Genomic DNA, 23,264 nt, shown 5'->3' with positions numbered 1-23,264 from the left:
AGCGCGCTAGTCCAGCCGATAGCGGATCAACCGGGAGCTGTTGGCCGCCACCGCCACCGAGGAGGCGTTGTGCAGGATCGCGGCCAGCACCGGTGACAGCGCGCCGCCCGCGCCGACGAGCAGGCCGGCGGCGTTGACGGCGATCGACATGCCGTAGTTCTCCCGGATGACCTCGACCGCCCGCGAGCCCAGGTCGCGCACGTCGAGCAGGCGGCGCAGGTCGTCGTTGGCCAGCGCCACGTCGGCGGTCTCGACGGCGACGTCGGTTCCGGCCAGGCCCATGGCGATCCCGATGTCGGCGGCCGCCAGCGCCGGGGCGTCGTTGATCCCGTCGCCGACCATCCCGACGACGTAGCCGTCGCCTTGCAACTCGCGCACCACGTCGAGTTTGTCCTCGGGCATCACCTCGGCGTGCCATTCGTCGATCGCCAGCTCCTCGGCGACCACCTTGGCGATGTCGGGATGGTCGCCGGTCAGCATGACGATCCGGCGAACCCCGTTGGCGCGCAACTGCGCCAGCACCTCGGCGGCCTCCGGGCGCACCTCGTCGCGCAGGCTGATCAGGCCCACCAGCGTGCCGTCCACGGCCAGCAGCAGCGGGGTCTCCGCCTGGCGTCGCAGCTTGTCGACCCACTCCGAGGCCGTGCTGGGCACCTGCACGTTTTCGGCGCGCAGCAGCGACGGGCTGCCCAGCAGCAGCGTCCGGCCGTCGGCCCACATCCGCATGCCCAGGCCGACCAGCACCTCGCACTCCTCGTGCGGCGGGATGCTGATGCGGCGTTCCTCGGTGGACCGGATCACCGCTTCGGCCAGCGGGTGACGCGAGTGGATCTCCGAGCTGGCCGCATACGCCAGCACCTGTTCGGGCTCCCAATCGGGGTGCATGGCAACGATATTGGTGACCACCGGACGCCCGACGGTCAGCGTCCCGGTCTTGTCGAAGACGATCGCGTCGACCCGGCCGGCCTGCTCGAGGTGGGATCCGCCCTTGATCAGGATGCCCCGGCGGGCGCCGTTGCCGATCGCGGCGCTGATCGCCGTCGGGGTGGACAGGCCCACCGCGCACGGGCAGGCGATCAGCAGCATCGTCATTGCCCGGCGGACATCCCCGGTGATCAGCAACGTGATGGCGGAAACGACGAACGAGGTGGGCACGAAGCGGCGGGAGAAGTTCTCCCCGACCGTTTGGATCGGCGCCCGATCATGTTGGGCCTGTTCGACTCTGGTGATGATGCGCCCGATCGCGGTCTGGCTGCCCACGGCGTGGGCGCGCACCACGAGGCGTCCGCGCACCACGACCGAACCGGCGTGCACGCGCGCCCCGACCATGACGCTGACCGGCAGGTTCTCGCCGGTGATCGCGGATTGGTTGACAATCGCCTCACCGTCGACCACCTCGCCGTCGACCGGGATCGCGACGTGGTCGTGCACCACCACCTCGTCGCCGATCTGCACGGTGTCGATCGGCACCTGGACTTCGGTGCCCACGTCGGGACCCTCGGTCAGCCGGATCCACGCGGTGTCCTGGTTGCCGCGCAGCAGCTCCGAGATCGCCCGCCGGGTCCGCCGCAGGGTCAGATCCTGCAGGTACTCGCCGATGTTGAGCAGCCACAGCACGGTGAGCGCGACCACGTTTTCCCGCAGGATGAGGCTGGCCACGGTCGCCGCCGAGACCAGCGCATCGGTGCCGGCCTTGCCGGAGCGCAGCGAGCGCAGCGCGCCGCGCAGGAACGGGTAGCCGGTGAAGATGGTGACGCCGGTGGCGACCGTCCGGCCGGTCGGCCCCAGCAGCGGTGGCCGGGCGAACACGTAGCGGCGCATGCCCAGCACCGCCAGCGCCGCACCGCCGATGACCATGCGCAGCACATCGGAGTTGCGGATCTCCGCGGAGTGCGGCGCGCGCGCCGGGATCAGCTCGGCCGCAATGTGTTTGGCGTCGCCGATCGCCGCGAGCACGGAGGCGCGGTCGCAGCGCCGGGGGGAATACCAGACCACGACAGACCCGGTGCGCGGGTAGGCGTGCACCACCCGCACGCCGTGCTGCTTGGCGACGGCCTCTTCGACCGCGACCGCGCGCTGGGAGTCGCTTCGGACCCAGCCGACCCGGACGCGCATCCGTCCGGCCGCATCCGACACCACCGCCAGCTCGGGGTCTTGGGTGGTCGCGGTCTGGGGAACAAGCGCAAGGGTCATGTCGATCAGTGTTCGTGGTCGCCGACGGTGCTCACGGCCGGGGTGGGCGCCTCTTCACCGATGCGTTCCCGGGCCTCCGCCATCACGTCGGCAATCGTGAGCCTGGCCGACTCCGCGGCCTCCTCTGCCTTGCGGGTGCCGCGCAGTCCCAGCTCGGCGGCCGCTACCGCCGTCTGGCGCAGCGGCGCCTTGCATGCGGCCTTGCGCAGCACCTCGTAGGCGGTCACCCCGACCAAACCGGTGACTACCGTCGTTGCCGCCTTTGCCAAGAACACATGTACCGCCATGGCTGAACCTTTCCGTATGGCCTGTGGGTTGTCACGACGCTAACATCAAAATATCGCGATATCAACATGAATTTTGCGGAGCAGACGCGGAAGCGAGCGCTCGCCGGTGACCGGGTGGTCAGTTGATGCATTCCGGAGTGTCGGAGCCCGCGGTCAGGATCGGCGACGGCGGGGGAGCGGTGCCGTCGGAGGCCCCCGGGGTCGAGGCGTGGGCGGCTGCTGCCGACCGGCCCCCGTCCAGCCCCGATCCGGGACCGGTGTAGTCGTCCGCCAGCACCACCCGGACCGAGCCCGCCGGTATCGACGCATCGGCGACGACGGGCAACCCGCCCAGTTCCTTGGCGACCTCCTGCGCGCCCAGGTCATCGGCTTTGGCCGCCCGCACCTGGCTGCCCTTGACATGGCCGCCCTCGTTGTTGCCGACGGAGCCGGCGGTAAACCCCTTGGCGGTCAACACTTCCGACACCGCTGCCGCCAGGCCGTTGATGTCGGTGTCGTTGACCACGTTGGCGGTGGTCTTGGCGGGTGTGTAGGCCAGCTGCTCGGTCTTGCCCTGATCCTGTTCGTGCAACAGCCCCGCGACCCACTCGGCGACCTGGCGCGGATCCACCCGCACCACGCTTTGCATGCCGTCGTCGCTCCAGCCGGCGCCGTCCAGCACGGGAATGGTGGCGAAGGCGACGTTCCCGGCGGCCAGCTTCTGCAGCTGCTGGACGAAATCCATGATGTCCCACCCCGAGGACAGCACCACCGAGCGTTGCACGGCCTGCTGCAGCCGCCGCAGGGTGGCGGGGCTGGACAGCGTCTTGCCGGAGATGACCCGATGGGCCAACGAGGCCATCACCGCCTGCTGGCGCACCACCCGGTCCAGGTCGCCCCGCGGCAGCTCGTGGCGCTGGCGGACGAAGCTCAACGCCTGCGGGCCGTCGAGAATCTGGCGGCCGGCCGGAAAATCTGCTCCCGAAAGTGGTTCGTAAACCGGTTCTTTCAGGCAGACATCGACGCCGCCCAGGGCATCGGTGATCAGCGCGAAACCGAGCAACCCGATCTCGGCGTAGTGGTCGACGGTGACTCCGGTGAGGTCGGCGACCGTCTTGATCAGGGCCTCGCGGCCGGCTTCGGTGCCGGCCGCCGCGGCCTCGGCCGGGGAGGCACCGGCTTGGACCAGGCTGGCCCGCTTGGTCTCCCTGGTTTGGCCGTAGACGCCGTTGATCTTGGTCTTGCCCAAACCGGGCGCCGCGACGTAGGAGTCCCGCGGAATCGAGATCGCGGTCGCCGATTTCCCGTTGTTGGGTATGCGGACCAGGATGATGGTGTCGGTGTTGGTGGACTCCTCGTCGCCGGCCCGCAATGTCGCCAGTTCCTCGGCGGACAGCGGGTTGCCGTGCGCGTCGGTGCGGCTGTCCAGGCCGACCAGCAAGATGTCGATGGCGCCGTCGTCGCCGCCGTGACCCAGCGACGGTGCGGACATGTGGAAGATGCCGTCTTCGAACGACCGGACGTGACTCCAGGCCACTCCAGTGCCGAGGACGATCGCACAGGCCAGTGCCGTCCAGGCCGCACGAATCACACGTTGCACAGGCATCACTGTAGGTTACTTATGTCACAGCCGACTTGCGGGTAGCCGGTCCCGGCGTGCCCGAGGAGTGCCCGGGGCGTGCCACACTCGAAACCATGTCGGGCAGGATCCTCATCACCGGAGCCGGTGGGCAGCTGGGCAGCCACCTGACCGCGCGGGCCGCTCGGGAAGGCCGCGACACGCAGGCGTTCACCTCGTCGCAATGGGACGTCACCGATCCAGGCGCGGCCGAGCGGATCATCCAAAGCGGCGACGTGGTGGTCAATTGCGCGGCCTACACCGACGTCGACGGCGCCGAAACCGACGAGGCGCGCTGCTATGCGGTCAACGCCACCGGTCCGGAGCATCTGGCGCGCGCCTGCGCGCGCGCCGGCGCCCGGTTGATCCACGTGTCCACCGACTTTGTGTTCGGTGGCGACTTCGGTGACGCGCAGCCGCGCCCGTATGAACCCAGCGACCCAACTCAGCCCCGGGGTGTCTACGCGTGCAGCAAACTCACCGGCGAACGGGCCGTGCTGCAGACGCTGCCGGAGGCCGTGGTGGTGCGCACCGCCTGGGTGTACACCGGCGGGGCGGGCAAGGATTTCGTCGCCGTCATGCGACGGCTGGCCGCCGGCGACGGTCCGGTGGATGTGGTCGACGACCAGACCGGCTCGCCGACCTACGTCGTCGACCTGGCCGCCGCGGTGTTGCAGGTGGTCGACTGCCTAGACGAGAGTCACGTGCGCGGGCGCATCCTGCACGCCGCCAACCAGGGCGCGGTGTCGCGGTTCGGGCAGGCCCGCGCGGTGTTCGAGGAATGCGGCGCCGACCCGCAGCGGGTGCGCCCGGTCAGCAGCGCACAATTTCCGCGGCCCGCGCCACGGCCGTGCTACTCCGCGCTGTCTGGCCGGGAGTGGGCCGCGGCCGGGTTCGCGCCGCTAAGGCCCTGGCGCAGTGCGCTTGTCGCGGCGCTGGCGGCGGCTCGCCGCGGAGCCGCGGTCGATCCCGCGTTACCCTCAACCCGTGACTGACGTCTTGCCGGTGGTAGCGGTGACCTACTCGCCGGGCCCGCACCTGGAGCGGTTCCTGGCGTCGTTGTCGCTGGCCACCGAGCGCCCGGTCAGCGTCCTGTTGGCCGACAACGGCTCCACCGACGGCACCCCGCAGGCTGCCGTCGAGCGTTACCCCAACGTGCGGCTGCTGCCGACCGGGGCCAATCTCGGGTACGGAACCGCGGTGAATCGCACGGTCGCCAGGCTCGATGAGGGCAAGATTGCCGACCAACCGTGGGTCGATGACTGGGTGATCGTGGCAAACCCGGACGTGCAATGGGGCCCGGGCAGCATCGACGCCCTGCTGGAGGCCGCCGCCCGCTGGCCGCGTGCGGGCGCGCTGGGCCCGCTGATCCGGGACCCGGACGGGTCGGTGTACCCGTCGGCGCGGCACCTGCCCAGCCTGGTCCGGGGCGGCATGCATGCCCTGCTCGGGCCGGTGTGGCCGGGCAATCCGTGGACGCTGGCCTACCGGCAGGAGCGGCTCGAGCCCAGCGAACGGCCGGTGGGCTGGCTGTCGGGGTCGTGCCTGCTGGTGCGCCGGTCGGCGTTTCGGGAGGTCGGCGGATTCGACGAGCGCTACTTCATGTACATGGAAGATGTCGACCTCGGCGACCGGCTGGGCAAGGCCGGCTGGCAGTCCGTCTATGTGCCGACGGCCGAGGTTTTGCACCACAAGGGCCACTCCACCGGGCGTGACCCGGCGAGTCACCTGGCGGCGCATCACAAGAGCACCTACTTGTTCCTGGCCGATCGGCACACCGGTTGGTGGCGCGCTCCGCTGCGCTGGGTGCTGCGGGGATCGCTGGCCCTGCGCTCCCACCTGATGGTGCGCAGCTCGCTGCGCCGGGCTCGCAGGTCGGCAAGCCAGCACGTCAAGCTGGCGGAAGGGCGGCACTGAGGTGGCAACCCACCACGTCGATGCGGTGGTCCTGGTCGGCGGCAAGGGCACCAGGCTGCGGCCGCTGACGTTGTCGGCCCCCAAGCCCATGCTGCCCACCGCGGGGCTGCCGTTTCTCACCCATCTGCTGTCGCGGATCGCCGCGGCCGGCATCGAGCACGTGATCCTGGGCACGTCGTATCACGCCGCGGTGTTCGAGGCCGAGTTCGGTGACGGGTCCAAGCTGGGGCTGCAGATCGACTATGTGACCGAAGAGCGGCCGTTGGGGACCGGCGGCGCCATCGCCAACGTTGCCGGCAGACTGCGCCACGACACCGTGATGGTGTTCAACGGTGACGTGCTCTCCGGGGCTGATCTGGACCAGCTGCTGGACTTCCACCGCAGCAACCAGGCCGACGTCACGCTGCACCTGGTGCGGGTGGGCGATCCGCGGGCCTTCGGGTGCGTGCCGACCGTGGACGGCCGGGTGACCGGGTTCCTGGAGAAGACCCAGGATCCGCCGACCGATCAGATCAACGCCGGCTGCTACGTCTTCACGCGCGGGATCATCGATCGGATTCCGCGCGGCCGCGAGGTCTCGGTGGAACGCGAGGTGTTCCCCGCGCTGCTCTCCGACCCCGAGCTCACGGTGTGCGGCTACGTGGACGCCAGCTACTGGCGCGACATGGGCACGCCCGAAGACTTCGTTCGCGGCTCGGCGGATCTGGTGCGCGGGATCGCGCCGTCACCCGCCCTGCGAGGCCACCGCGGCGAGCGGCTGGTGCATGACGGCGCGGCGGTGTCGCCGGGCGCGGTGCTGGTCGGCGGCACGGTCGTCGGCCGGGGCGCGGAAATCGGGCCCGGTGTCCGGCTGGATGGCGCGGTCATCTTCGATGGCGTCAAGGTCGAGGCCGGCAGCGTGATCGAGCGCTCGATCATCGGCTTCGGCGTCCGGATCGGTCCGCGGGCGCTGATCCGCGACGGCGTGATCGGCGACGGCGCCGACATCGGCGCACGCTGCGAGCTGCTGCGCGGCGCCCGGGTGTGGCCGGGCGTGTCCATTCCCGACGGCGGGATCCGCTACTCGTCGGACGTATAGCGCCCGGGTCGCCCAGGTGTAGCACCCTTGTGCTACGTTGGTGCTATGGCGACACCGGTCAGTCAACGGGAACTGAGAAACGACAGCGGCGCGATCATGCGGCGCGTGCAACAGGGTGAGCGCTTTACGGTTACCAGAAACGGCGTTCCGGTAGCAGATCTCATTCCGCACCACCAATCCGAACCCGATCGACCGTCGCGGTTCGTTCCGGTGGCGCACATCGCCGCAGGGATAAACGAACTTCCGTGTTGGGATGCCGAACGTTTCGTCCACGAGCTCGACGAGCTCGACAGTGCCGTTGACGATAGCGACGCCGGAAGATGGCGCGCCGACCCTTGACCCGGTACCAGCGGGCGCTACTGGACACATCCGTCGTTATCGACTACCCGGCCAGGGCCGTAGCCGCGCATGCGTCGACCGCCGCGGTCAGCACCATAACGCTGGCCGAGCTGTCCTACGGCTTGCACAGCGCCGATCCGCTGCTCAATGCCGCCCGCGAGCAGCGCTATCACTGGATCGTGAATACCTTTGACCCGATTCCGTTTGATGCACGTGCAGCGCGGATTTACGGAGCGTTGTGTGCCATGGTCCGCACCGTTGGCCGAGACCCCAAGCCACGACGCTTCGACCTCCTGATTGCGGCGGTCGCCGTCGCTGTGGACATCCCGCTGATGACGCGCAATGAAGCTGATTTCCTCGGTATTCACCCCGGTTTGACCATCATCGGCGTCCGGTGAGGCCGGTCAACATGGGCCGTCGCGCGACCAGCCGCGGGCCCGAGCCACCAGGTACGCCAACGCGAAATCGGTTCCGGGGGGCAAGGCGTCGGCCGGCCACCAGCGCAGGTCGTCGGACTCGTCGCTGACCGCGATCCGGGCCCCGGTGGGTGCGTGCGCCACGAACTGCAGGTCGAGGTGGCGGGTCGGCACGCCCAGTGAGCAGGTGACCGGGTGGACATGAACGGCGGCGAGTTCGGCGGTGATCCGCAGACCGGCGACGCCGGATTCTTCGGTGGCCTCGCGCAGCGCCGCGGCGACGATGTCCTCGTCGTCATCCTCGCAATGCCCACCCAGTTGCACCCAGCGGCGCAGGCGCGGGTGCAGGGTGAGCAGCACCCGGCCGCCGCTGTCGTCGAGCACCAGCGTGGACGCGGTGATGTGGCCGGGTTCGCACTCGCGGCGGCAGGCGTCGGTGCGGGCGTGCACGAAAGACAGCACGGCGTGCCGCACCGAGTCCTGGGTCGGATCGGGTGGCTGCCACCCGGTGAGCATCGCGATCACCGACTCTCGCAGATTCCTCGGCGACATGCTCACCGGGATCCCCGCCTCGTCCGGCGATCCCGCAGCGCGACCCAGGCCGCGCGGCAGTCCGCCACCACCCGCGGTGACAAGCCGAGCCCGTCGATCAGCACGCGTTGATCCACCAGGTCGAGGGCCTTGTCGGGGTCGCCGGCCTTCACCAGCAGATCGACGTCGGCGATCAGATCGGTGCTCGCATAGGACGGTGCGGGAACGGGCAGCCGCTCGGCCTCGGCGGGTTCCAGCTCCAAGATGCCCCCGCCGTAACTGCGGCCCATGATTTCGGTGAAGGCGAACGTCACGCTGTTGTGGAACACCGCGGCCAGCGCCCCGGGGTGGGTCGGGGACTCGCCGCCGGGTTTGACCCGGACGCGGTGCACGGTGTCGGTGCTGGTTGCCGCCGCGGCATTGACGGTCAGCCGCGGTGCCCGATGAATCTGGCGCAACATGAACAGGTCGGGAATCCACAACGACGGCGTGCGCCACCACGGCTTGCGGATCGAGCATTTGTAACCCCGGTGCACGCCGGCGGCTTCGCCGGCGGCGATGTGTGCCAGCAGCGCGGGGTCGGCCGGCTCGCCGGCGGCGTCCAGCAGCCATGTCCGGTGCCCGGCGGCGACATCGCTTGCCCGGCAATCCATGTCATAGACCAGGCCGGACAGTTGCGCGCTGCGCGAGACCAGCGGGACACAGTGCGCGATGAGCCCCAGGCCCCGTGCTTGGGAATCGGTGAAGGTGAAGAAGCTGTTGCGGCCCGTCACGATGCCCACGTCCACCTCGGCCAGCCGGCCCAGCTGGGTCAGGGCATCGGACCGCTCGAGGCTGCGCAGCAGGCCGATCTGCGTGGGGCTCAGAAAGTATTTGGTCCACTTCTCCTTATCGTGCCTCAGTGCGGGAGCCGATTCGACGTCAAGATCCGCGCCCTCGAGTGCGTTGGCATCGGCGAGCTGGACTGTGCGGATGCGCGCCGGACCCGCGCCGGCGACGCCGCAGAACAAAACGACCTCCTGCAGGACGCCGTCGAACGCCAGCCGCTGAAACGTCACCAGCGTGATCTCCCGAAAGCGGCGCAGCAGAAAGTCACGCACCTGAGCGGCATAGCCGACTTGCAGCAACTCGGCGGGCAGCACCAGCCCCACGCGTCCGCCGTCGCGCACCAGCAGGGTGCTCGCCACCACGAACGGGACCCAGGCATTGGTCAACTTGGTGGGCCGTAAACCTTCGCGCCGCATCAGGTCCAGCGCGGGTGCTCGTTGGTCGGGCGCCCAGTTGCCAAACCGGATGTAGGGCGGGTTGCCCGCGACCCCGTCCCAGCCGCCGGCGGCGGACGTGGCCAGCCAGGCGAACAGGTTCTCGGTGTCCACGGGGGCGAATTCGCGCGCCTTGGCGGCCTCGCGCGCCGCCAGTTCCACACCGCGCGCCTGGTTGGTGACGGCGGCCAGCGCACGCAGGATGGCGCCGTCGCCGCAGGCCGGCTCCACGATGCGCGGGCCCGCCGCCCGAACCCAGCGGGCCAGAAATCGGGCAACCGGAGCCGGCGTGTAATAGCCGCCGCGAACCTTGTCCGCCGACGCGGCGGCCTTGCCCGCGAACGTTGTCATTTGCGGATCAACAGCTCCGCGGCGGGCACCGGGTCACGCACCCCGGTCGGCTCGGCTGGGTAGCCAATCGCGATGGCGCCCAACGGCTCCCAGTCGACGGGTAGTCGCAGCTCGTGGCGCACCAGGTCGGCGGCAAAGATGGTCGAGCCGACCCAGCAACTGCCCAGCCCGCGCACCGCCAGCGCGACCAGCAGGGCCTGCACGGCCGCTCCGACCGCGACGGTGAACATGGTGTGCTCGGCGTCGGTGCGCGCGGCGTCGGGGTAGGGGTGTGCGCCGTCGGGCACCAGCATGGGGATGACGACTTCGGGTGCGTCGTAGAGGATTTGACCACGGGCCAGCCGGCGCTCGACGGCGTCGGCGGGCTTGCCGTCACCGGCGAGGTCGGCGCGCCACTTGTCTTTCATCCGATCCAGCAGCCGGATGCGGGTGGCGCGGGTCCGCAGCCACACGAACCGCACCGGCCGGGTGTGGTGCGGCGCCGGCGCGGTGAGCGCCTCGGCCGCGGCGGCCTCGACGAGATCGCTCGGCACCGGCTGGTCGCTGAACCGGCGCACCGACCTGCGCAACAGTTGCGCCTGGCGGCGACCGAGCTCGATGGCTTCGGCGGTGCCGAGCCAGAACAGGTCTTCGCTGCCCGGCCGCAGCAGGTGCCGGGCGGTCGAGCCGTCGTCGGTCACCGGCACTCCGCGGACCACGGCCACCGGCAGCGCGGTCAGCTTGCCTTTGACCAGATCGGCCGCCGCGGCGATCTCGTCGGCGACCGCGATCTCGGTGACGACCAGGTGGTTGCCGTATCCGTCGACGGCACCCGAATAGTTGTGCAGCACCGAAAGACCGGCGGCGCCGACGGCGACGTCGGTCTGGCCGGTGCGCCAGGCGCGGCCCATGGTGTCGGTGATGACCACGGCGACGGTGACGCCGAGCCGCTGGCGCAGCCCGGCGCGCAGGGCCGCCGCACTGGCATCGGGATCGACGGGCAGCAGCGCCAGTTCGGCGCGCCCGACGTTGGAGCCGTCCACCCCGGCGGCGGCCTGGACCAGTCCGAGCCGGTTCTCGGTGATCAACGTCTGGCCCTTGCGCGCCAGCACGCGCACCGACTCGTCGGCGACCAGCTTGCGGCGCAATCGGTCTCTGCGCTCGGTGTCTTCGGGTGCGGGCACCAGCCGGCCCTCGCATTTGGACACCACCTTGCTGGTGACCACCACGACGTCGCCGTCGCGCAGCCAGGGCGCGGCCGAAGCGACCGCGGCGGCCAGATCGTCGCCCGGGCGGAATTCGGGAAGCCCGGTGACCGGCAGGATCTCGATCGTGGCGGCGGAGCCGTGGTCGGGGCCGGTCACACCGCCACGCCCGCAACATCCAGCCCGGCGCGAACCATCTCGGCCGTGGCCGTGGGGTCGCGCATCAGCAGTGGTATCGATCGCACCGTCACTCCGTCAATTTCGGCTTTCACATCAGCCTTGTCGCCGTCGTGCACCAACCAGCAGTCCAGTATGCCGGTGGCGGCGCGCGCCCCGTAGTGCCGGCCCACCGCCTCCGCGGTGGCGGCCACCCCGATCGCCGAGAGACAGGTATCAGCCATGCCGCGCAACGGCTTTCCGCCGATGATCGGTGAATAGCCGACGACCGGCGCGCCGGCCGACCGCAACGCCGCGCGGATCCCGGGGATGGCCAGGATGGCGCCGATGCTGACCACCGGGTTGGACGGCGCCAGCATGATGACGTCGGCGTCGCCGATGGCTCTCACGGCGTCGGTTGTGGCGCTGGCCTTTTCGGCTCCAACGTAGGCGAAGCCGTGCGTCGGCAGCTGGGCGCGATGGCGCACCCACCACTCCTGGAAATGGATCGCCTTGCGGGTCTCGTCGACGGTGACCACCACGTGGGTTTCGCACCGGTCGTCGCTGGCCGGCAGCAACCGCGCGCCCGGTTGCCAGCGGTCACACAGCGCGGCGGTGACCTGCGACAGCGGATAGCCGGCCCGCAGCATCTGGGTGCGCACCAGATGGGTGGCCAGATCGCGGTCGCCGAGTTCGAACCAATCGGGCTGCACGCCGTAGCGCGCGAGTTCCCCCATGGCGTGCCAGGTTTCGTCGCGGTGGCCCCAGCCGCGCTGCGGGTCGACGCCGCCGCCCAGGGTGTACATGCAGGTGTCCAGATCCGGGCAGACGCGCAGCCCGTGGATCCAGGCGTCGTCGCCGATGTTGACGACGGCGGTGAGCTGGTGATCCGGCCCGGGGTGGCGGGTGGCAAACTGGCCCAGTCCCAGCAGCCGCTGGACCCCGAGCAGGAAGCGGGCCCCGCCGACTCCACCGACCAGCACGGCGACCTTCACATCGCAGGACAGTACCGTCCGGGCGGTGACGGATCGCGGGCCGTGGCGTTTGCAAACGATGGCTGTGACGAGTTGCGCTCGGACACGCCGGGGCCGAACCGCAACAGAAACGCGGAATTTCTATCACGAGATGGTATGGAAATGGGTCGCAATGCTTGACCGCGGTCCCCAACCCGTGTCTAATCACATCAGTGTCATTTCCCGGTTGGCCGGCCGGTTTCGGTGTCGCAGACCGAGATTCGATCACTTGTTCGAATTGGGTTGACTGTACATCAAAACAGTGGGAAACCATTCACTACCAATCGAGTGAGGAGGCGCAGGCATGTCCTATGAGCACCTTCGGGGTGTAGTGGGGGGCATACCGCACACCGTCGCCGGCGCGGCGCGAGTGTCGCCCATCTCGGCCGGCCGGCCCCATCTGAGCTTGGTCCCCGAGGCGCCCAACGCATTCGAACCCGAACCGGAGCCGGTGCCCAGTGACCAATGGCAGGACCGCGCCCTGTGCGCGCAAACGGATCCGGAAGCGTTCTTCCCGGAGAAGGGCGGGTCCACTCGGGAGGCCAAGAAGATTTGCATGGGTTGCGAGGTGCGCCACGAGTGCTTGGAGTACGCCCTGGCTCATGACGAGCGGTTCGGCATCTGGGGAGGGCTGTCCGAGCGGGAACGTCGCCGCCTCAAACGTGGCGTCATCTAACGGGACTGACCGGGTCACCCGGTCATAGGACAGGGATTAGTCGTCGATCGTCGGGTCGATCACCTCGGGGTCGACGTCCAGGTAGGTGGCCACCTGGGCCACCAGGATCTCGTGCAGCAGCTCGCCAAGCTCGATAGTGTCTTTCGCCCGTCGCTCGATTGGCTTGCGAAACAAGACAATTCGCGCCCGCGTGGCATTGCCGCGGACGTCGACCCCGGCCGGGATCAAGCGCGCCAGCGCGATCGGCCCGTCGGCGATAACCTCGGGTGGCCACTGCACGCTGTCGGGATCCTTGGCGGCGATGCGGGGGATCTCGTCGACCGCGACATCCAGCTCCGACAACCGGTCCTTCCACCGCTCCTCGATGGGTTCGTAGGCCTCCAGCACCGCCATGTCGAACCGTTCGGCCCGGCTGCGCCACCCCGGCACCGTCGGCGGTAGCAGCGGACCGCGCATGTCACGGCCGCGACGGGTGGCGCGCCGCGACGCCGATCTGCCCCTTGACCGATCGCGCCGCGCCCAGCCGCGGTAATCGCCCACGCGCCGATGGTAACGGTTGCACATCCCGGCCAGAACCGATGCGCGTGTCCAGCGCTTCGACGGCGTTTGCGCACGATAGCCTTTCGGTCGTGAACGTACCCCGTCGCTGCTGCCGGCCCGGGTGTCCGCACTATGCAGTGGCAACGTTGACGTTCGTCTACTCGGACTCGACGGCGGTGGTCGGCCCGCTTGCCACCGCGCCGGAGCCGCATTCCTGGGATCTCTGCGTCGGCCATGCCGGCCGCATCACCGCACCGCGCGGGTGGGATCTCGTGCGCCACGCCGGGCCGCTGCCCACCCATCCCGATGAGGACGACCTGGTGGCGTTGGCCGACGCGGTGCGCGAGGGCGGCCCGATCGGGGGATCCCACGCGGGGGCGTTGGTGGGCGTGTCGGGTGCTGCGCATACCGGGTTCGGCGACCCTTTCGGTCACCACACCGGCACCCACGCCACGGCACCCAACGGTGGCGCGTTCGGCCCGGCTGAGCATCGCTCCGGCCGCCGGCGCGGACATCTGCGGGTATTGCCCGATCCGGCCGACTGAGCACCGAGGCCCACCGCTGCGGTCCCCGGCCTCGACGGGCGATTAGGCTGGCGGCCAAGAGGCGAACACATCCAGGTCGTCAGGAGCGCTCGCATGCCTTGGCCCGCCGCGGCTGTCCACCGTGTGATCAAGGCGTATGACGTGCGTGGGCTGGTCGGCGAAGAGATCGACGAGGCGCTGGCCGCCGACCTGGGTGCCGCATTCGCCAGGCGGATGCGGGCCGAGTCCGCCCGCCGGGTGGTGATCGGCCACGACATGCGGGACAGCTCGCCGTCGCTGGCGGCCGCTTTCGCGGCCGGGGTAGCCGGTCAGGGTCTGGACGTGGTGCGCATCGGTTTGGCGTCCACCGATCAGCTCTACTTCGCCTCGGGGCTGCTGGATTGCCCGGGCGCGATGTTCACCGCCAGCCACAATCCGGCGGCGTACAACGGCATCAAGCTGTGCCGGGCCGGTGCCCGGCCGGTCGGTGTGGACACCGGGCTCGGCGCCATCGGCGACGACCTCATCGGCGGCGTCCCCGGCTATGCGGGGCCGGCCGGAACCCTCACCGACCACGACGTGCTGGCCGAGTACGGGGCCTTCCTGCGATCGCTGGTGAACACCTCGGGGCTGCGTCCCCTGCGGGTGGCCGTGGACGCCGGCAACGGCATGGCCGGTCACACCGCGCCGGCCGTGCTTGGCGCGATCGACTCGATCACCTTGTTGCCCTTGTACTTTGAGCTTGACGGGTCATTCCCCAATCACGAGGCCAACCCGCTGGACCCGGCCAACCTGGTGGACCTGCAAGAGTATGTCGGCGCCGTCGGCGCCGACATTGGGCTGGCCTTCGACGGCGACGCCGACCGGTGCTTCGTGGTCGACGAACGTGGCCAGCCGGTTTCGCCGTCGGCGGTGACCGGTTTGGTGGCCGCGCGCGAGCTCGGCCGCGAGATCGGCGCCACCGTGATCCACAACGTGATCACCTCGCGCGCGGTGCCCGAACTGATCGTCGAGCATGGCGGCACGCCGGTGCGTTCGCGGGTGGGGCACTCTTACATCAAGGCGCTGATGGCCGAGACCGGCGCGATTTTCGGCGGTGAACATTCGGCGCACTACTACTTCCGCGACTTCTGGGGCGCCGATTCTGGAATGCTGGCCGCGCTGTACGTGCTGGCCGCGCTCGGCGAGCAGAGCAGGCCGTTGTCGGAGCTGACCGCCGACTACCAGCGTTACGAATCCTCCGGCGAGATCAACTTCACCGTGGCCGACGCGCCGGCCTGTGTGGACGCCGTGTTGAAGTCGTTCGGCGGCCGGATTCAGTCCATCGATCACCTGGACGGGGTGACGGTGGACCTGGGCGAGCACACCTGGTTCAACCTGCGAAGCTCCAACACCGAGCCGCTGCTGCGGCTCAACGTGGAGGGACGCAGCGTCGAGGACGTCGAAGCGGTGGTCAGCCAGGTCAGCGCGGAAATCGCCGCCCACACCGCCGCCGACGAGGCCGGTCCGTGAACGCCACCCGGCTGGTCGATCTGGAAGACACCGATGGCCTGCTGGCCGCCGACCGGGACGGCCTGCTCCGGGCCGCGTCCACGGCGGGCGCGCAGGTGCGTGCCGTCGCCGCCGCGGCCGACGAGGGCGACCTGGACTCGCTGCGTGGCGATCACCGTCCACGCACCGTGATTTGGGTGGCAGGCCGGGGTACGGCCGAGACCGCCGGGGCCATGCTGGCCGCGACGTTGGGGGCGGTGGCCACCGAGCCGATCGCGGTCGCCACCGAGGCGCCGCCCTGGGTGGGGCCGCTCGACGTGCTGATCGTCGCCGGCGCCGACCCCGGTGATCCGGCGCTGGTCACCGCCGCCGCGACCGGGGTGCGCAGGGGCGCGCGGGTCGTCGTGGTGGCCCCGTATGAGGGCCCGCTGCGCGACTCCACGGCCGGCCGGGTCACGGTGTTGGCACCGCGGTTACCGGTTCCCGACGAATTCGGGTTGTCCCGTTATCTGGCAGCGGGCCTGGCCACCCTGCACGCCGTGGACCCCAGGCTGCGCATCGACCTGGCGTCGTTTGCCGACGAGCTGGATGCCGAGGCGCTGCGCAACAGCGCGGGCCGGCAGGTGTTCACCAATCCGGCCAAGACCCTGGCCGCGCGGGTGTGGGATCGCCCGGTGGCACTGGCCGGTGACGGCGCGGCGACGCTGGCGCTGGCCCGACATGGCAGCTCGGTGCTGCTGCGGATCGCGCGCCAGGTGGTGGCCACCGCCGGGCTGGCGGATGCGGTGGTGGCGGTGCGCGCCGGCCTGCCCGACCGTGCAGGTGTTGGCGCGGCCGCCCTGTTCCACGACGAACAGATCGACGGGCCGCTGCCGCAGCGGCTGCGGGTGCTGGCGCTGACGCTGGCCGCCGAGCGTACGGTGGTGGCCGCTCGGGTCGCCGGGCTCGACGATGTCTACCTGGTCACGGCCGACGATGTCGCGGTGCCGGAACCGCCGGGCCTGCGGGCCGGGTCGGCGGCGCCGGGGGGCGCCGACGGTGCGGAGCTGCAACTGGCAATATTGGCGGTTCGGCTGGAGATGGCCGCGGTGTACTTGCGATTGGTGCGGGGATAGCGAAGACGGTGGAACTGTTACGCGGAGCGTTACGGACGTACGCCTGGGGATCGCGCACCGCTCTTGCCGAATTCACCGGACGGCCGGTGCCGGCCGCGCACCCCGAGGCCGAACTCTGGTTCGGCGCACACCCGGGTGATCCGGCCTGGCTGGAAACACCCGATGGCCAAACCTCGTTGTTGCAGGCATTGACCGACGATCCGGACGGACAGCTCGGCGCCGGCTCCCGCGCCCGGTTCGGTGACGTGCTCCCGTTCCTGGTCAAAGTGCTGGCCGCCGACGAGCCACTGTCGCTGCAGGCCCATCCGAGCGCCGAGCAGGCGGTCGAGGGCTTCCAGCGGGAAGAACGGCTGGGCATTCCGGTGTCCTCGCCGGTGCGCAACTACCGGGATACCCGTCACAAGCCCGAGTTGTTGGTGGCGCTGCAACCCTTCGAGGCGTTGGCCGGATTTCGGCACGCTGCGCGCACCCGCGAGCTGCTGTCCGCGCTGGCGGTCTCCGACCTGGACCCATTCATCGACTTGTTGGGTGATCAGTCCGACGCCGACGGTCTGCGTGCGCTGTTCACCACCTGGATCACCGCACCCCAGCCGGATATCGACGTGTTGGTGCCCGCCGTGTTGGACGGGGCCATCCACTACGTCAGCTCCGGCGCCAGGGAATTCGCCGCCGAAGCCAAGACGGTGCTGGAACTGGGCGAACGCTACCCCGGCGACGCCGGGGTGCTGGCGGCGTTGTTGCTCAACCGGATCAGCCTGGCACCCGGCGAGGCGATCTTTCTGCCGGCCGGCAACCTGCACAGCTACCTGCGGGGATTCGCGTTGGAGGTGATGGCCAACTCGGACAACGTGTTACGCGGCGGGCTCACCCCCAAACACGTCGATGTGCCCGAGTTGTTGCGGGTGCTGGACTTCAGCCCGACCGCCGAGGCCCAGCTGCGCCCGCCGATTCGCCGCGAGGGCTTGGAGTTGGTGTATGACACCCCGACCGAGGAGTTCGCCGTCGCGCTGCTGGTGCTCGACGGCGATCAGCTCGGCCACCAGGTCGACGCGTCGACGCGCCATGAGGGCCCGCAGATCCTGCTGTGCGCCGACGGCGCCACCACGGTGCACGGCAAGTCCGGCTCGCTCATCCTGGAACGCGGCGCGGCCGCGTGGGTGGCGGCCGACGACGGCCCCATCCGGCTGACCGCGAGCCAACCGGCCAAGCTGTTCAGGGTGACCGTGGGCCTGTGACGGCACGGTGTGGCCGCCGGAGCGCGCGCCGCTCCCGCTGCTCGTGGAGCCACAACCGCATGTTGTGCGCGATGGCCCGGCCGATCAGCGGCGCCGACGGCACCATGGCCAGGCTGTCGAGCAGCGAGAACCGCCGCAAAAACCATTCGGCCAGCACGGGATCGGTTTCGGCGGCCCCAAGGAATTGGTCGAACAGCGCACCGACCGGTCGCCACCACCGGGGGATGCGCTGGGCGGTGGCGTGGTGGAACGTGATGTCGCCGATCGCGTTCATCAGCCACACCGGATACGTGGTCTTGGCGGTGGCCCGGTTGAGTTTGGCGGCCAGCTCGCCGTCCGCGGACTGCAGCGCCCGCCGGAGATGGTCGGCCTGCAGCGACGTCATCGTCATGCCCTGCCCGAAGGTCGGGTTGAAGCTGGCCACCGCGTCCCCGAACGGCACGATCCCGGCGGGGAAGCGGTTCAGCTTGTCGTACCGGCGCCACCTGCTTGCCGGGAAGGCATGGAAAGCCGGCTGGCCGATGGGTGCGGCACGCGCGAGCGCGGCGCCGAAGTGTGACGGCAGCAGGTTATCCGCCAGCGCCAGCATCTCGCGGAACGTCGTCGGCGGCTTGGCCCGGGCCACGCCGAAGGTGGTCAGCACCCAGGTGCCGTCCTCGTAGCACAGCATGCCCAGCCCCAGCGACTGATCGTGGGAGGCGCCGGCGACCACGACCCGCTCCCGGATCAGCCCGTCGGGGAGCCGGAACTGCTGGCTGGCATAGCTGATGCCGAGGTCCACGGTTTCCTCGGGCGGGCGCTGGAATCCCCACCGCGTCAACCACACCGGCAGCCGGGTGCCCCGGCCCGCCGCGTCGACCACCAGATCGGCGGCCACGAATTCCGGGCGCGCCGGCGCACCGGCGTCCGGGCCGGCGGGATCCAGCAACACTCCGGTCACCCGCTGCCGGGCGGGCTCGAACCGTGGCTGCGCGACGCCGCGGTGCACGATCGCGATGGTGTCGATGTCGCCGATCCGTCGTCGCAGTTGCCATTCCAGGTGGGGGCGGCTGGGCACATAGGCGGTGAACTCCCTGCGCAGGGTTTGCCCGGTGCCCAGGACATGGCCGGCGGCCCCGAAGTGGATGCAATCCGGCCGGTTCTCCAGCATCGGCACGCCCGCGGCGACCATGTCCTTCAGCAGCCCGGGGAACAGCCCCTCGAGCTCGTTGGCGCCGCGGGCCATCAGCAGGTGCAGGTGCTGGTCCTGGGGAACGGTGGCGCGGTGGGCCGGGGTGCTCGGCAGCTCGTCGCGCTCGAAGACGGTCACCCGGGCAAAGAACTCCGACAGCACCCGCGCGGCGCACAAACCGCCGATGCTGGCGCCGATGACGACCGCGTGGCCCCTCACGCTGGCGCCGTCTTTCGTGAGCTCCCCGGCATCCCTGCAGCGTACCCAGTACTGTGCGGTGCAGCGCGGGGCTGGCGGCGAAGGACAGGGGGCGGGTGCGATGGCCAATCGGTGGCGCCTGAAGTCGGTGGAACAATCGATCGCCGACACCGACGAGCCCACAACCCGGCTGCGCAAGGACCTCACCTGGTGGGACCTGGTGGTCTTCGGTGTCTCGGTGGTGATCGGGGCCGGCATCTTCACGGTCACCGCTTCCACGGCCGGTGATATCACCGGCCCGGCCATCTGGATATCGTTTTTGATCGCGGCGGCCACCTGCGCGCTGGCGGCGCTGTGCTACGCCGAATTCGCCTCCACCGTGCCGGTGGCCGGCAGCGCCTACACCTTCTCGTATGCCACCTTCGGCGAGTTCCTGGCCTGGGTGATCGGCTGGAATCTGGTGCTCGAATTGGCCATCGGCGCGGCCGTGGTCGCCAAGGGCTGGTCGGGCTACCTGGGCACGGTGTTCGGATTTGCCGGTGGCACAGCCCATCTCGGATCGTTCAGCCTCGACTGGGGCGCGCTGTTGATCGTCACGCTGGTGGCCACCCTGTGCGCACTGGGCACCAAGCTGTCGTCGAGGTTTTCGGCGGTGGTCACCGGCGTCAAGGTGTCGGTGGTCGTGCTGGTGGTGGTCGTCGGCGCCTTCTACGTCAAGGCCGCCAACTACACGCCGTTCATTCCCCCGGCCGAGGCCCAACACGGCGGCGATGGGCTCGACCAATCGGTGTTGTCGATGCTGACCGGGGCCCAGGGCAGCCACTATGGCTGGTTCGGTGTGCTGGCGGGGGCGTCGATCGTGTTCTTCGCGTTCATCGGGTTCGACATCGTGGCCACCATGGCCGAGGAGACCAGGCGTCCCCAGCGGGACGTCCCCCGCGGGATCCTGGCGTCGCTGGGGATCGTCACCGTGCTCTACGTCGCGGTGTCGCTCGTGCTGTCCGGCATGGTTCCCTACACCGAGCTCAAGACCCACCCGGGCGGCCATTCGACCAACCTGGCAACGGCGTTCCAGGCCAACGGGGTGTATTGGGCCAGCGGCATCATTTCCGTTGGGGCGCTGGCCGGGCTGACCACCGTGGTGATGGTGCTGATGCTCGGGCAGTGCCGGGTGCTGTTCGCGATGGCGCGCGACGGGCTGTTGCCGCGCGGGTTGGCCAAGACCGGTTCGCGCGGCACCCCGGTGCGGATCACCGTGCTGGTCGCGGTCGGGATCGCCACCACGGCGTCGGTGTTCCCGATCACCAAGCTCGAGGAGATGGTCAACGTCGGCACGTTGTTCGCGTTCGTCCTGGTGTCCGCCGGGGTGATCGTGCTGCGCCGGCTCCGGCCTGATCTGGCGCGCGGGTTCCGGGCGCCTTGGGTGCCGTTGCTGCCCATCGCGTCGGTGGGGGCGTGCCTGTGGCTGATGCTGAACCTGACCGCCTTGACCTGGATCCGTTTCGGTGTCTGGCTGCTGGTGGGGACCGCGATCTATGTCGGCTACGGCCGCCGGCACTCGGTGCAGGGACGCCGGGAGTTCGTCGACAAAAAGTAGGTGTTTGGACACCTGGTGTACAAAATACCGTCAGATGTCTAGACATAAGACGAATCAGTGGATATTGTCCAACCTCAACGTGGTGTGACTCACAAGGAGGTTTGGCAGATGGCCACACACGTCGGCCCCGGCGTCCCCAAGAAAGCACCAGCGCCGGTAACGGAGTGGCGGGACAAGAAGCGCTACCTGTGGCTCATGGGGCTGATCGCCCCCACGGCGTTGTTCGTGATGCTGCCCATCGTCTGGGGGCTGAACCAGCTCGGGTGGCATGCCGCCGCGCAGGTGCCGTTGTGGATCGGGCCGATCCTGCTCTACATCCTGTTGCCGCTGCTGGACCTGCGGTTCGGGCCCGACGGCCAGAACCCGCCCGACGAGGTGATGGAGCGGCTGGAGAACGACAAGTACTACCGCTACTGCGTCTACATCTATATCCCGTTTCAGTACCTCAGCGTGGTGCTGGGCGCCTACCTGTTCACCGCCGCCAACCTCAGTTGGCTGGGCTTTGACGGCGGTTTGAGCTGGGTGGGCAAGATCGGGCTGGCGCTGTCGGCCGGCGTGCTCGGCGGGGTCGGCATCAACACCGCGCACGAACTGGGGCACAAGAAGGACGCGTTGGAGCGCTGGTTGTCCAAGATCACCCTGGCGCAGACCTGCTACGGGCACTTCTACATCGAGCACAACCGCGGCCACCACGTGCGCGTCGCCACCCCGGAAGACCCGGCGTCGGCCCGATTCGGGGAGACCTTCTGGGAGTTCCTGCCGCGCAGCGTTGTCGGCGGCCTGCGCTCGGCGGTCAGGCTGGAGGCGCAGCGGATCCGCCGGCTCGGCGCCAGCCCGTGGCATCCCAAGACCTATCTGGGCAACGACGTGCTGGTCGCCTGGGCGATGTCGGTGGTGTTGTGGGGCGTGCTGATCGCGGTGTTCGGCGTGGGCCTGGTTCCCTTCGTGATCATCCAGGCGGTGTTCGGCTTCTGCCTCTTGGAGGCCGTCAACTACCTCGAGCACTACGGGCTGCTGCGGCAGAAGGGTGCCAACGGACGCTACGAGCGCTGCGCCCCGGTGCACAGCTGGAACTCCGACCACATCGTCACCAACCTGTTCCTCTACCACCTGCAGCGGCACAGCGATCACCACGCCAACCCCACCCGCCGCTACCAGACGCTGCGCAGCATGGCCGGCGCGCCCAACCTGCCCAGCGGGTACGCGTCGATGGTTTCGCTGACCTACTTCCCGCCGCTGTGGCGCAAGGTGATGGACCATCGGGTGCTCGAGCACTACCGCGGCGATATCACCAGGGTTAACCTGCACCCACGGCTGCGCGAGAAGATGCTGGCTCGTTACGGAGCCGAACAATGATGGCCGCCTACCGGTGCCCGGTCTGCGACTACGTCTACGACGAGGCCAAAGGCGATGCCAGGGAAGGCTTCCCCGCCGGCACGGCGTGGGGTCAGATTCCCGACGACTGGTGCTGTCCGGACTGCGCTGTCCGCGAGAAGGTCGATTTCGAGAAGATCGGAAAGGGTTAGGGCACAACAGATGAATGACTACAAACTGTTCCAGTGCGTCCAATGCGGCTTCGAGTACGACGAGGCGCTGGGCTGGCCGGAGGAGGGCATCGCGCCCGGCACCCGCTGGGACGACATTCCCGACGATTGGAGCTGCCCGGACTGCGGCGCGGCCAAGTCGGACTTCGTGATGGTGGAGGTGGCCCGCTCGTGACCGCCCCAAACGCTATTGTCGCGCCTGTGAAGCGGATTCCCTACGCCGAGGCATCGCGGGCCCTGCTGCGTGATTCGGTGCTCGACGCGATGCGGGACCTGCTGCTGACCCGGGACTGGTCGGCGATCACGCTGTCCGACGTGGCCCGGGCCGCGGGGATCAGCCGGCAGACCATCTACAACGAATTCGGCTCCCGACAGGGGCTTGCGCAAGGCTACGCGCTGCGCCTGGCCGATCGGCTGGTCGACCAGGTCCACGCGGCGCTGGACGCCAACGTCGGCAACATCTACGAATCGTTCCTGCAGGGCTTCCGGTCGTTCTTCGCCGAGTCGGCGGCCGATCCGCTGGTCATCTCGCTGCTGACCGGGGTCGCCAAACCCGATCTGCTGCAGCTGATCACCACCGACAGCGCACCCATCATCAACCGCGCGTCGGCCCGGCTGGCGACGGCGTTCACCCAGACCTGGGTGGCCACCAGCGACGACGACGCCAATGTGTTGTCGCGCGCGATCGTGCGGCTGTGCGTGAGCTACGTGTCGATGCCGCCGGAGGCCGATCACGACGTGGCGGCGGACCTGGCGCGGTTGATGACGCCGTTCGCCGAGCGTCACGGGGTCAACATCGTGCCCTGACCTGCGGGGCTTGGGGACGGCGGCTACAGTGGCCCAAGAGCA

At 69.5% G+C, this 23,264-nt stretch carries 24 protein-coding genes; 15 read left to right on the top strand and 9 right to left on the bottom strand.

Annotation, left to right across the window (positions count from 1 at the left end):
• Positions 1 to 6: 6 nt before the first annotated feature.
• The 3 genes from ctpC to G6N20_RS12335 all read right to left on the bottom strand — a co-directional run bounded on the left by ctpC (position 7) and on the right by G6N20_RS12335 (position 4,065).
• Positions 7 to 2,193 carry a manganese-exporting P-type ATPase CtpC gene (ctpC, locus tag G6N20_RS12345; protein WP_083047420.1) on the bottom strand — a complete coding sequence of 729 codons (2,187 nt, stop codon included), beginning with the start codon at positions 2,191 to 2,193 and terminating at the stop codon, positions 7 to 9.
• Between the two features lie 5 nt (positions 2,194 to 2,198).
• Positions 2,199 to 2,480, bottom strand: coding sequence for a DUF1490 family protein (locus G6N20_RS12340; protein ID WP_083047418.1), 282 nt, complete (start codon positions 2,478 to 2,480; stop codon positions 2,199 to 2,201).
• A gap of 118 nt (positions 2,481 to 2,598) precedes the next feature.
• Entirely contained in the window at positions 2,599 to 4,065 is a 1,467-nt protein-coding gene (locus tag G6N20_RS12335; protein ID WP_083047416.1) for an LCP family protein, read from the bottom strand.
• An 89-nt stretch (positions 4,066 to 4,154) separates the two neighbouring features.
• Between G6N20_RS12335 and rfbD the strand changes: the two genes are divergently transcribed.
• From rfbD to G6N20_RS12310, 5 genes are read left to right on the top strand one after another with little or no spacing between them, the layout of a single operon-like run.
• Positions 4,155 to 5,072, top strand: coding sequence for a dTDP-4-dehydrorhamnose reductase (gene rfbD, locus G6N20_RS12330; RefSeq protein ID WP_083047414.1), 918 nt, complete (start codon positions 4,155 to 4,157; stop codon positions 5,070 to 5,072).
• A gap of 10 nt (positions 5,073 to 5,082) precedes the next feature.
• The gene (locus G6N20_RS12325) at positions 5,083 to 5,994 is read left to right on the top strand and encodes a glycosyltransferase family 2 protein (protein ID WP_142271982.1); all 912 of its coding nucleotides are present in this window, start codon (positions 5,083 to 5,085) and stop codon (positions 5,992 to 5,994) included.
• A gap of 1 nt (position 5,995) precedes the next feature.
• Complete coding sequence (gene manB / locus G6N20_RS12320; protein ID WP_083047410.1) at positions 5,996 to 7,072, top strand: mannose-1-phosphate guanylyltransferase; 1,077 nt, start codon at positions 5,996 to 5,998, stop codon at positions 7,070 to 7,072.
• A gap of 45 nt (positions 7,073 to 7,117) precedes the next feature.
• Positions 7,118 to 7,411 carry a type II toxin-antitoxin system Phd/YefM family antitoxin gene (locus tag G6N20_RS12315; protein ID WP_083047408.1) on the top strand — a complete coding sequence of 98 codons (294 nt, stop codon included), beginning with the start codon at positions 7,118 to 7,120 and terminating at the stop codon, positions 7,409 to 7,411.
• Entirely contained in the window at positions 7,408 to 7,809 is a 402-nt protein-coding gene (locus G6N20_RS12310; RefSeq protein WP_197745475.1) for a PIN domain-containing protein, read from the top strand. The genes G6N20_RS12315 and G6N20_RS12310 overlap by 4 nt, the downstream gene beginning before the upstream one ends.
• 6 nt (positions 7,810 to 7,815) lie before the next feature.
• Here the strand turns inward: G6N20_RS12310 and G6N20_RS12305 are convergent, their stop codons facing one another.
• Genes G6N20_RS12305 through cofD form a run of 4 tightly spaced genes read right to left on the bottom strand, consistent with a single transcriptional unit; the run spans position 7,816 to position 12,306 of the window.
• Positions 7,816 to 8,379: an NUDIX hydrolase gene (locus G6N20_RS12305; RefSeq protein WP_083047403.1), complete on the bottom strand. Its 564-nt coding sequence runs from the start codon at positions 8,377 to 8,379 to the stop codon at positions 7,816 to 7,818.
• Positions 8,380 to 8,381: 2 nt separating this feature from the next.
• Complete coding sequence (locus G6N20_RS12300; RefSeq protein ID WP_083047401.1) at positions 8,382 to 9,971, bottom strand: Eco57I restriction-modification methylase domain-containing protein; 1,590 nt, start codon at positions 9,969 to 9,971, stop codon at positions 8,382 to 8,384.
• The gene (locus G6N20_RS12295) at positions 9,968 to 11,314 is read right to left on the bottom strand and encodes a coenzyme F420-0:L-glutamate ligase (RefSeq protein WP_083047400.1); all 1,347 of its coding nucleotides are present in this window, start codon (positions 11,312 to 11,314) and stop codon (positions 9,968 to 9,970) included. The genes G6N20_RS12300 and G6N20_RS12295 overlap by 4 nt, the downstream gene beginning before the upstream one ends.
• On the bottom strand, positions 11,311 to 12,306 hold the full coding sequence (cofD, locus tag G6N20_RS12290; RefSeq protein WP_083047398.1) for a 2-phospho-L-lactate transferase: 996 nt from the start codon (positions 12,304 to 12,306) through the stop codon (positions 11,311 to 11,313). The genes G6N20_RS12295 and cofD overlap by 4 nt, the downstream gene beginning before the upstream one ends.
• A gap of 322 nt (positions 12,307 to 12,628) precedes the next feature.
• Between cofD and G6N20_RS12285 the strand changes: the two genes are divergently transcribed.
• Entirely contained in the window at positions 12,629 to 13,000 is a 372-nt protein-coding gene (locus G6N20_RS12285) for a WhiB family transcriptional regulator (RefSeq protein WP_083047396.1), read from the top strand.
• 36 nt (positions 13,001 to 13,036) lie between these two features.
• Here G6N20_RS12285 and G6N20_RS12280 read toward each other — a convergent pair whose 3' ends face one another.
• Complete coding sequence (locus G6N20_RS12280; RefSeq protein WP_083047394.1) at positions 13,037 to 13,456, bottom strand: metallopeptidase family protein; 420 nt, start codon at positions 13,454 to 13,456, stop codon at positions 13,037 to 13,039.
• Positions 13,457 to 13,629: 173 nt separating this feature from the next.
• Between G6N20_RS12280 and G6N20_RS12275 the strand changes: the two genes are divergently transcribed.
• From G6N20_RS12275 to manA, 4 genes are all read left to right on the top strand, one after another.
• Positions 13,630 to 14,085: a DUF3499 domain-containing protein gene (locus G6N20_RS12275; protein ID WP_197745474.1), complete on the top strand. Its 456-nt coding sequence runs from the start codon at positions 13,630 to 13,632 to the stop codon at positions 14,083 to 14,085.
• A gap of 93 nt (positions 14,086 to 14,178) precedes the next feature.
• On the top strand, positions 14,179 to 15,576 hold the full coding sequence (locus G6N20_RS12270) for a phosphomannomutase/phosphoglucomutase (protein WP_083047391.1): 1,398 nt from the start codon (positions 14,179 to 14,181) through the stop codon (positions 15,574 to 15,576).
• Positions 15,573 to 16,670, top strand: a complete 1,098-nt coding sequence (locus G6N20_RS12265) for a serine/threonine-protein kinase (RefSeq protein ID WP_083047389.1) — start codon at positions 15,573 to 15,575, stop codon at positions 16,668 to 16,670. Before G6N20_RS12270 ends, G6N20_RS12265 begins: the two co-directional genes overlap by 4 nt.
• Positions 16,671 to 16,678: 8 nt before the next feature.
• Positions 16,679 to 17,905, top strand: a complete 1,227-nt coding sequence (gene manA / locus G6N20_RS12260; RefSeq protein WP_083047387.1) for a mannose-6-phosphate isomerase, class I — start codon at positions 16,679 to 16,681, stop codon at positions 17,903 to 17,905.
• Here manA and G6N20_RS12255 read toward each other — a convergent pair.
• Positions 17,883 to 19,295, bottom strand: a complete 1,413-nt coding sequence (locus tag G6N20_RS12255) for an FAD-dependent oxidoreductase (RefSeq protein ID WP_083047385.1) — start codon at positions 19,293 to 19,295, stop codon at positions 17,883 to 17,885. The genes manA and G6N20_RS12255 overlap by 23 nt on opposite strands.
• Before the next feature lie 100 nt (positions 19,296 to 19,395).
• On the opposite strand from G6N20_RS12255, the gene G6N20_RS12250 reads away from it, so the two are divergent.
• The 5 genes from G6N20_RS12250 (at position 19,396) to alkX (ending at position 23,222) form a co-directional block, all read left to right on the top strand.
• Entirely contained in the window at positions 19,396 to 20,871 is a 1,476-nt protein-coding gene (locus tag G6N20_RS12250; RefSeq protein WP_083047383.1) for an amino acid permease, read from the top strand.
• Positions 20,872 to 20,979: 108 nt separating this feature from the next.
• Positions 20,980 to 22,227, top strand: coding sequence for an alkane 1-monooxygenase (locus G6N20_RS12245; RefSeq protein ID WP_083047469.1), 1,248 nt, complete (start codon positions 20,980 to 20,982; stop codon positions 22,225 to 22,227).
• Positions 22,227 to 22,397: a rubredoxin gene (locus G6N20_RS12240; RefSeq protein ID WP_083047381.1), complete on the top strand. Its 171-nt coding sequence runs from the start codon at positions 22,227 to 22,229 to the stop codon at positions 22,395 to 22,397. The genes G6N20_RS12245 and G6N20_RS12240 overlap by 1 nt, the downstream gene beginning before the upstream one ends.
• Before the next feature lie 10 nt (positions 22,398 to 22,407).
• A complete protein-coding gene (locus G6N20_RS12235; protein WP_083047380.1) occupies positions 22,408 to 22,590 on the top strand; it encodes a rubredoxin in 183 nt (60 codons plus the stop codon).
• A gap of 26 nt (positions 22,591 to 22,616) precedes the next feature.
• Positions 22,617 to 23,222 (top strand): TetR family transcriptional regulator AlkX, encoded by a 606-nt coding sequence (gene alkX, locus G6N20_RS12230; protein WP_083047379.1) that lies wholly within the window; start codon positions 22,617 to 22,619, stop codon positions 23,220 to 23,222.
• The last annotated feature ends 42 nt before the right edge of the window (positions 23,223 to 23,264 follow it).

Origin of the sequence: Mycobacterium shinjukuense (assembly GCF_010730055.1) — a bacterium.
GTDB lineage: Bacteria > Actinomycetota > Actinomycetes > Mycobacteriales > Mycobacteriaceae > Mycobacterium > Mycobacterium shinjukuense.
This window is presented reverse-complemented; position numbering and strand designations above follow the sequence as displayed.

Bases quoted from the DNA above. Each gene is read 5' to 3' on its own strand.
- ctpC (WP_083047420.1), bottom strand. From the start codon at position 2,193: ATGACCCTTGCGCTTGTTCCCCAGACCGCGACCACCCAAGACCCCGAG.
- G6N20_RS12340 (WP_083047418.1), bottom strand. From the start codon at position 2,480: ATGGCGGTACATGTGTTCTTGGCAAAGGCGGCAACGACGGTAGTCACC.
- G6N20_RS12335 (WP_083047416.1), bottom strand. From the start codon at position 4,065: ATGCCTGTGCAACGTGTGATTCGTGCGGCCTGGACGGCACTGGCCTGT.
- rfbD (WP_083047414.1), top strand. From the start codon at position 4,155: ATGTCGGGCAGGATCCTCATCACCGGAGCCGGTGGGCAGCTGGGCAGC.
- G6N20_RS12315 (WP_083047408.1), top strand. From the start codon at position 7,118: ATGGCGACACCGGTCAGTCAACGGGAACTGAGAAACGACAGCGGCGCG.
- G6N20_RS12305 (WP_083047403.1), bottom strand. From the start codon at position 8,379: ATGTCGCCGAGGAATCTGCGAGAGTCGGTGATCGCGATGCTCACCGGG.
- G6N20_RS12300 (WP_083047401.1), bottom strand. From the start codon at position 9,971: ATGACAACGTTCGCGGGCAAGGCCGCCGCGTCGGCGGACAAGGTTCGC.
- G6N20_RS12285 (WP_083047396.1), top strand. From the start codon at position 12,629: ATGTCCTATGAGCACCTTCGGGGTGTAGTGGGGGGCATACCGCACACC.
- G6N20_RS12280 (WP_083047394.1), bottom strand. From the start codon at position 13,456: ATGCGCGGTCCGCTGCTACCGCCGACGGTGCCGGGGTGGCGCAGCCGG.
- G6N20_RS12270 (WP_083047391.1), top strand. From the start codon at position 14,179: ATGCCTTGGCCCGCCGCGGCTGTCCACCGTGTGATCAAGGCGTATGAC.
- G6N20_RS12250 (WP_083047383.1), top strand. From the start codon at position 19,396: ATGGCCAATCGGTGGCGCCTGAAGTCGGTGGAACAATCGATCGCCGAC.
- G6N20_RS12245 (WP_083047469.1), top strand. From the start codon at position 20,980: ATGGCCACACACGTCGGCCCCGGCGTCCCCAAGAAAGCACCAGCGCCG.
- G6N20_RS12240 (WP_083047381.1), top strand. From the start codon at position 22,227: ATGGCCGCCTACCGGTGCCCGGTCTGCGACTACGTCTACGACGAGGCC.
- G6N20_RS12235 (WP_083047380.1), top strand. From the start codon at position 22,408: ATGAATGACTACAAACTGTTCCAGTGCGTCCAATGCGGCTTCGAGTAC.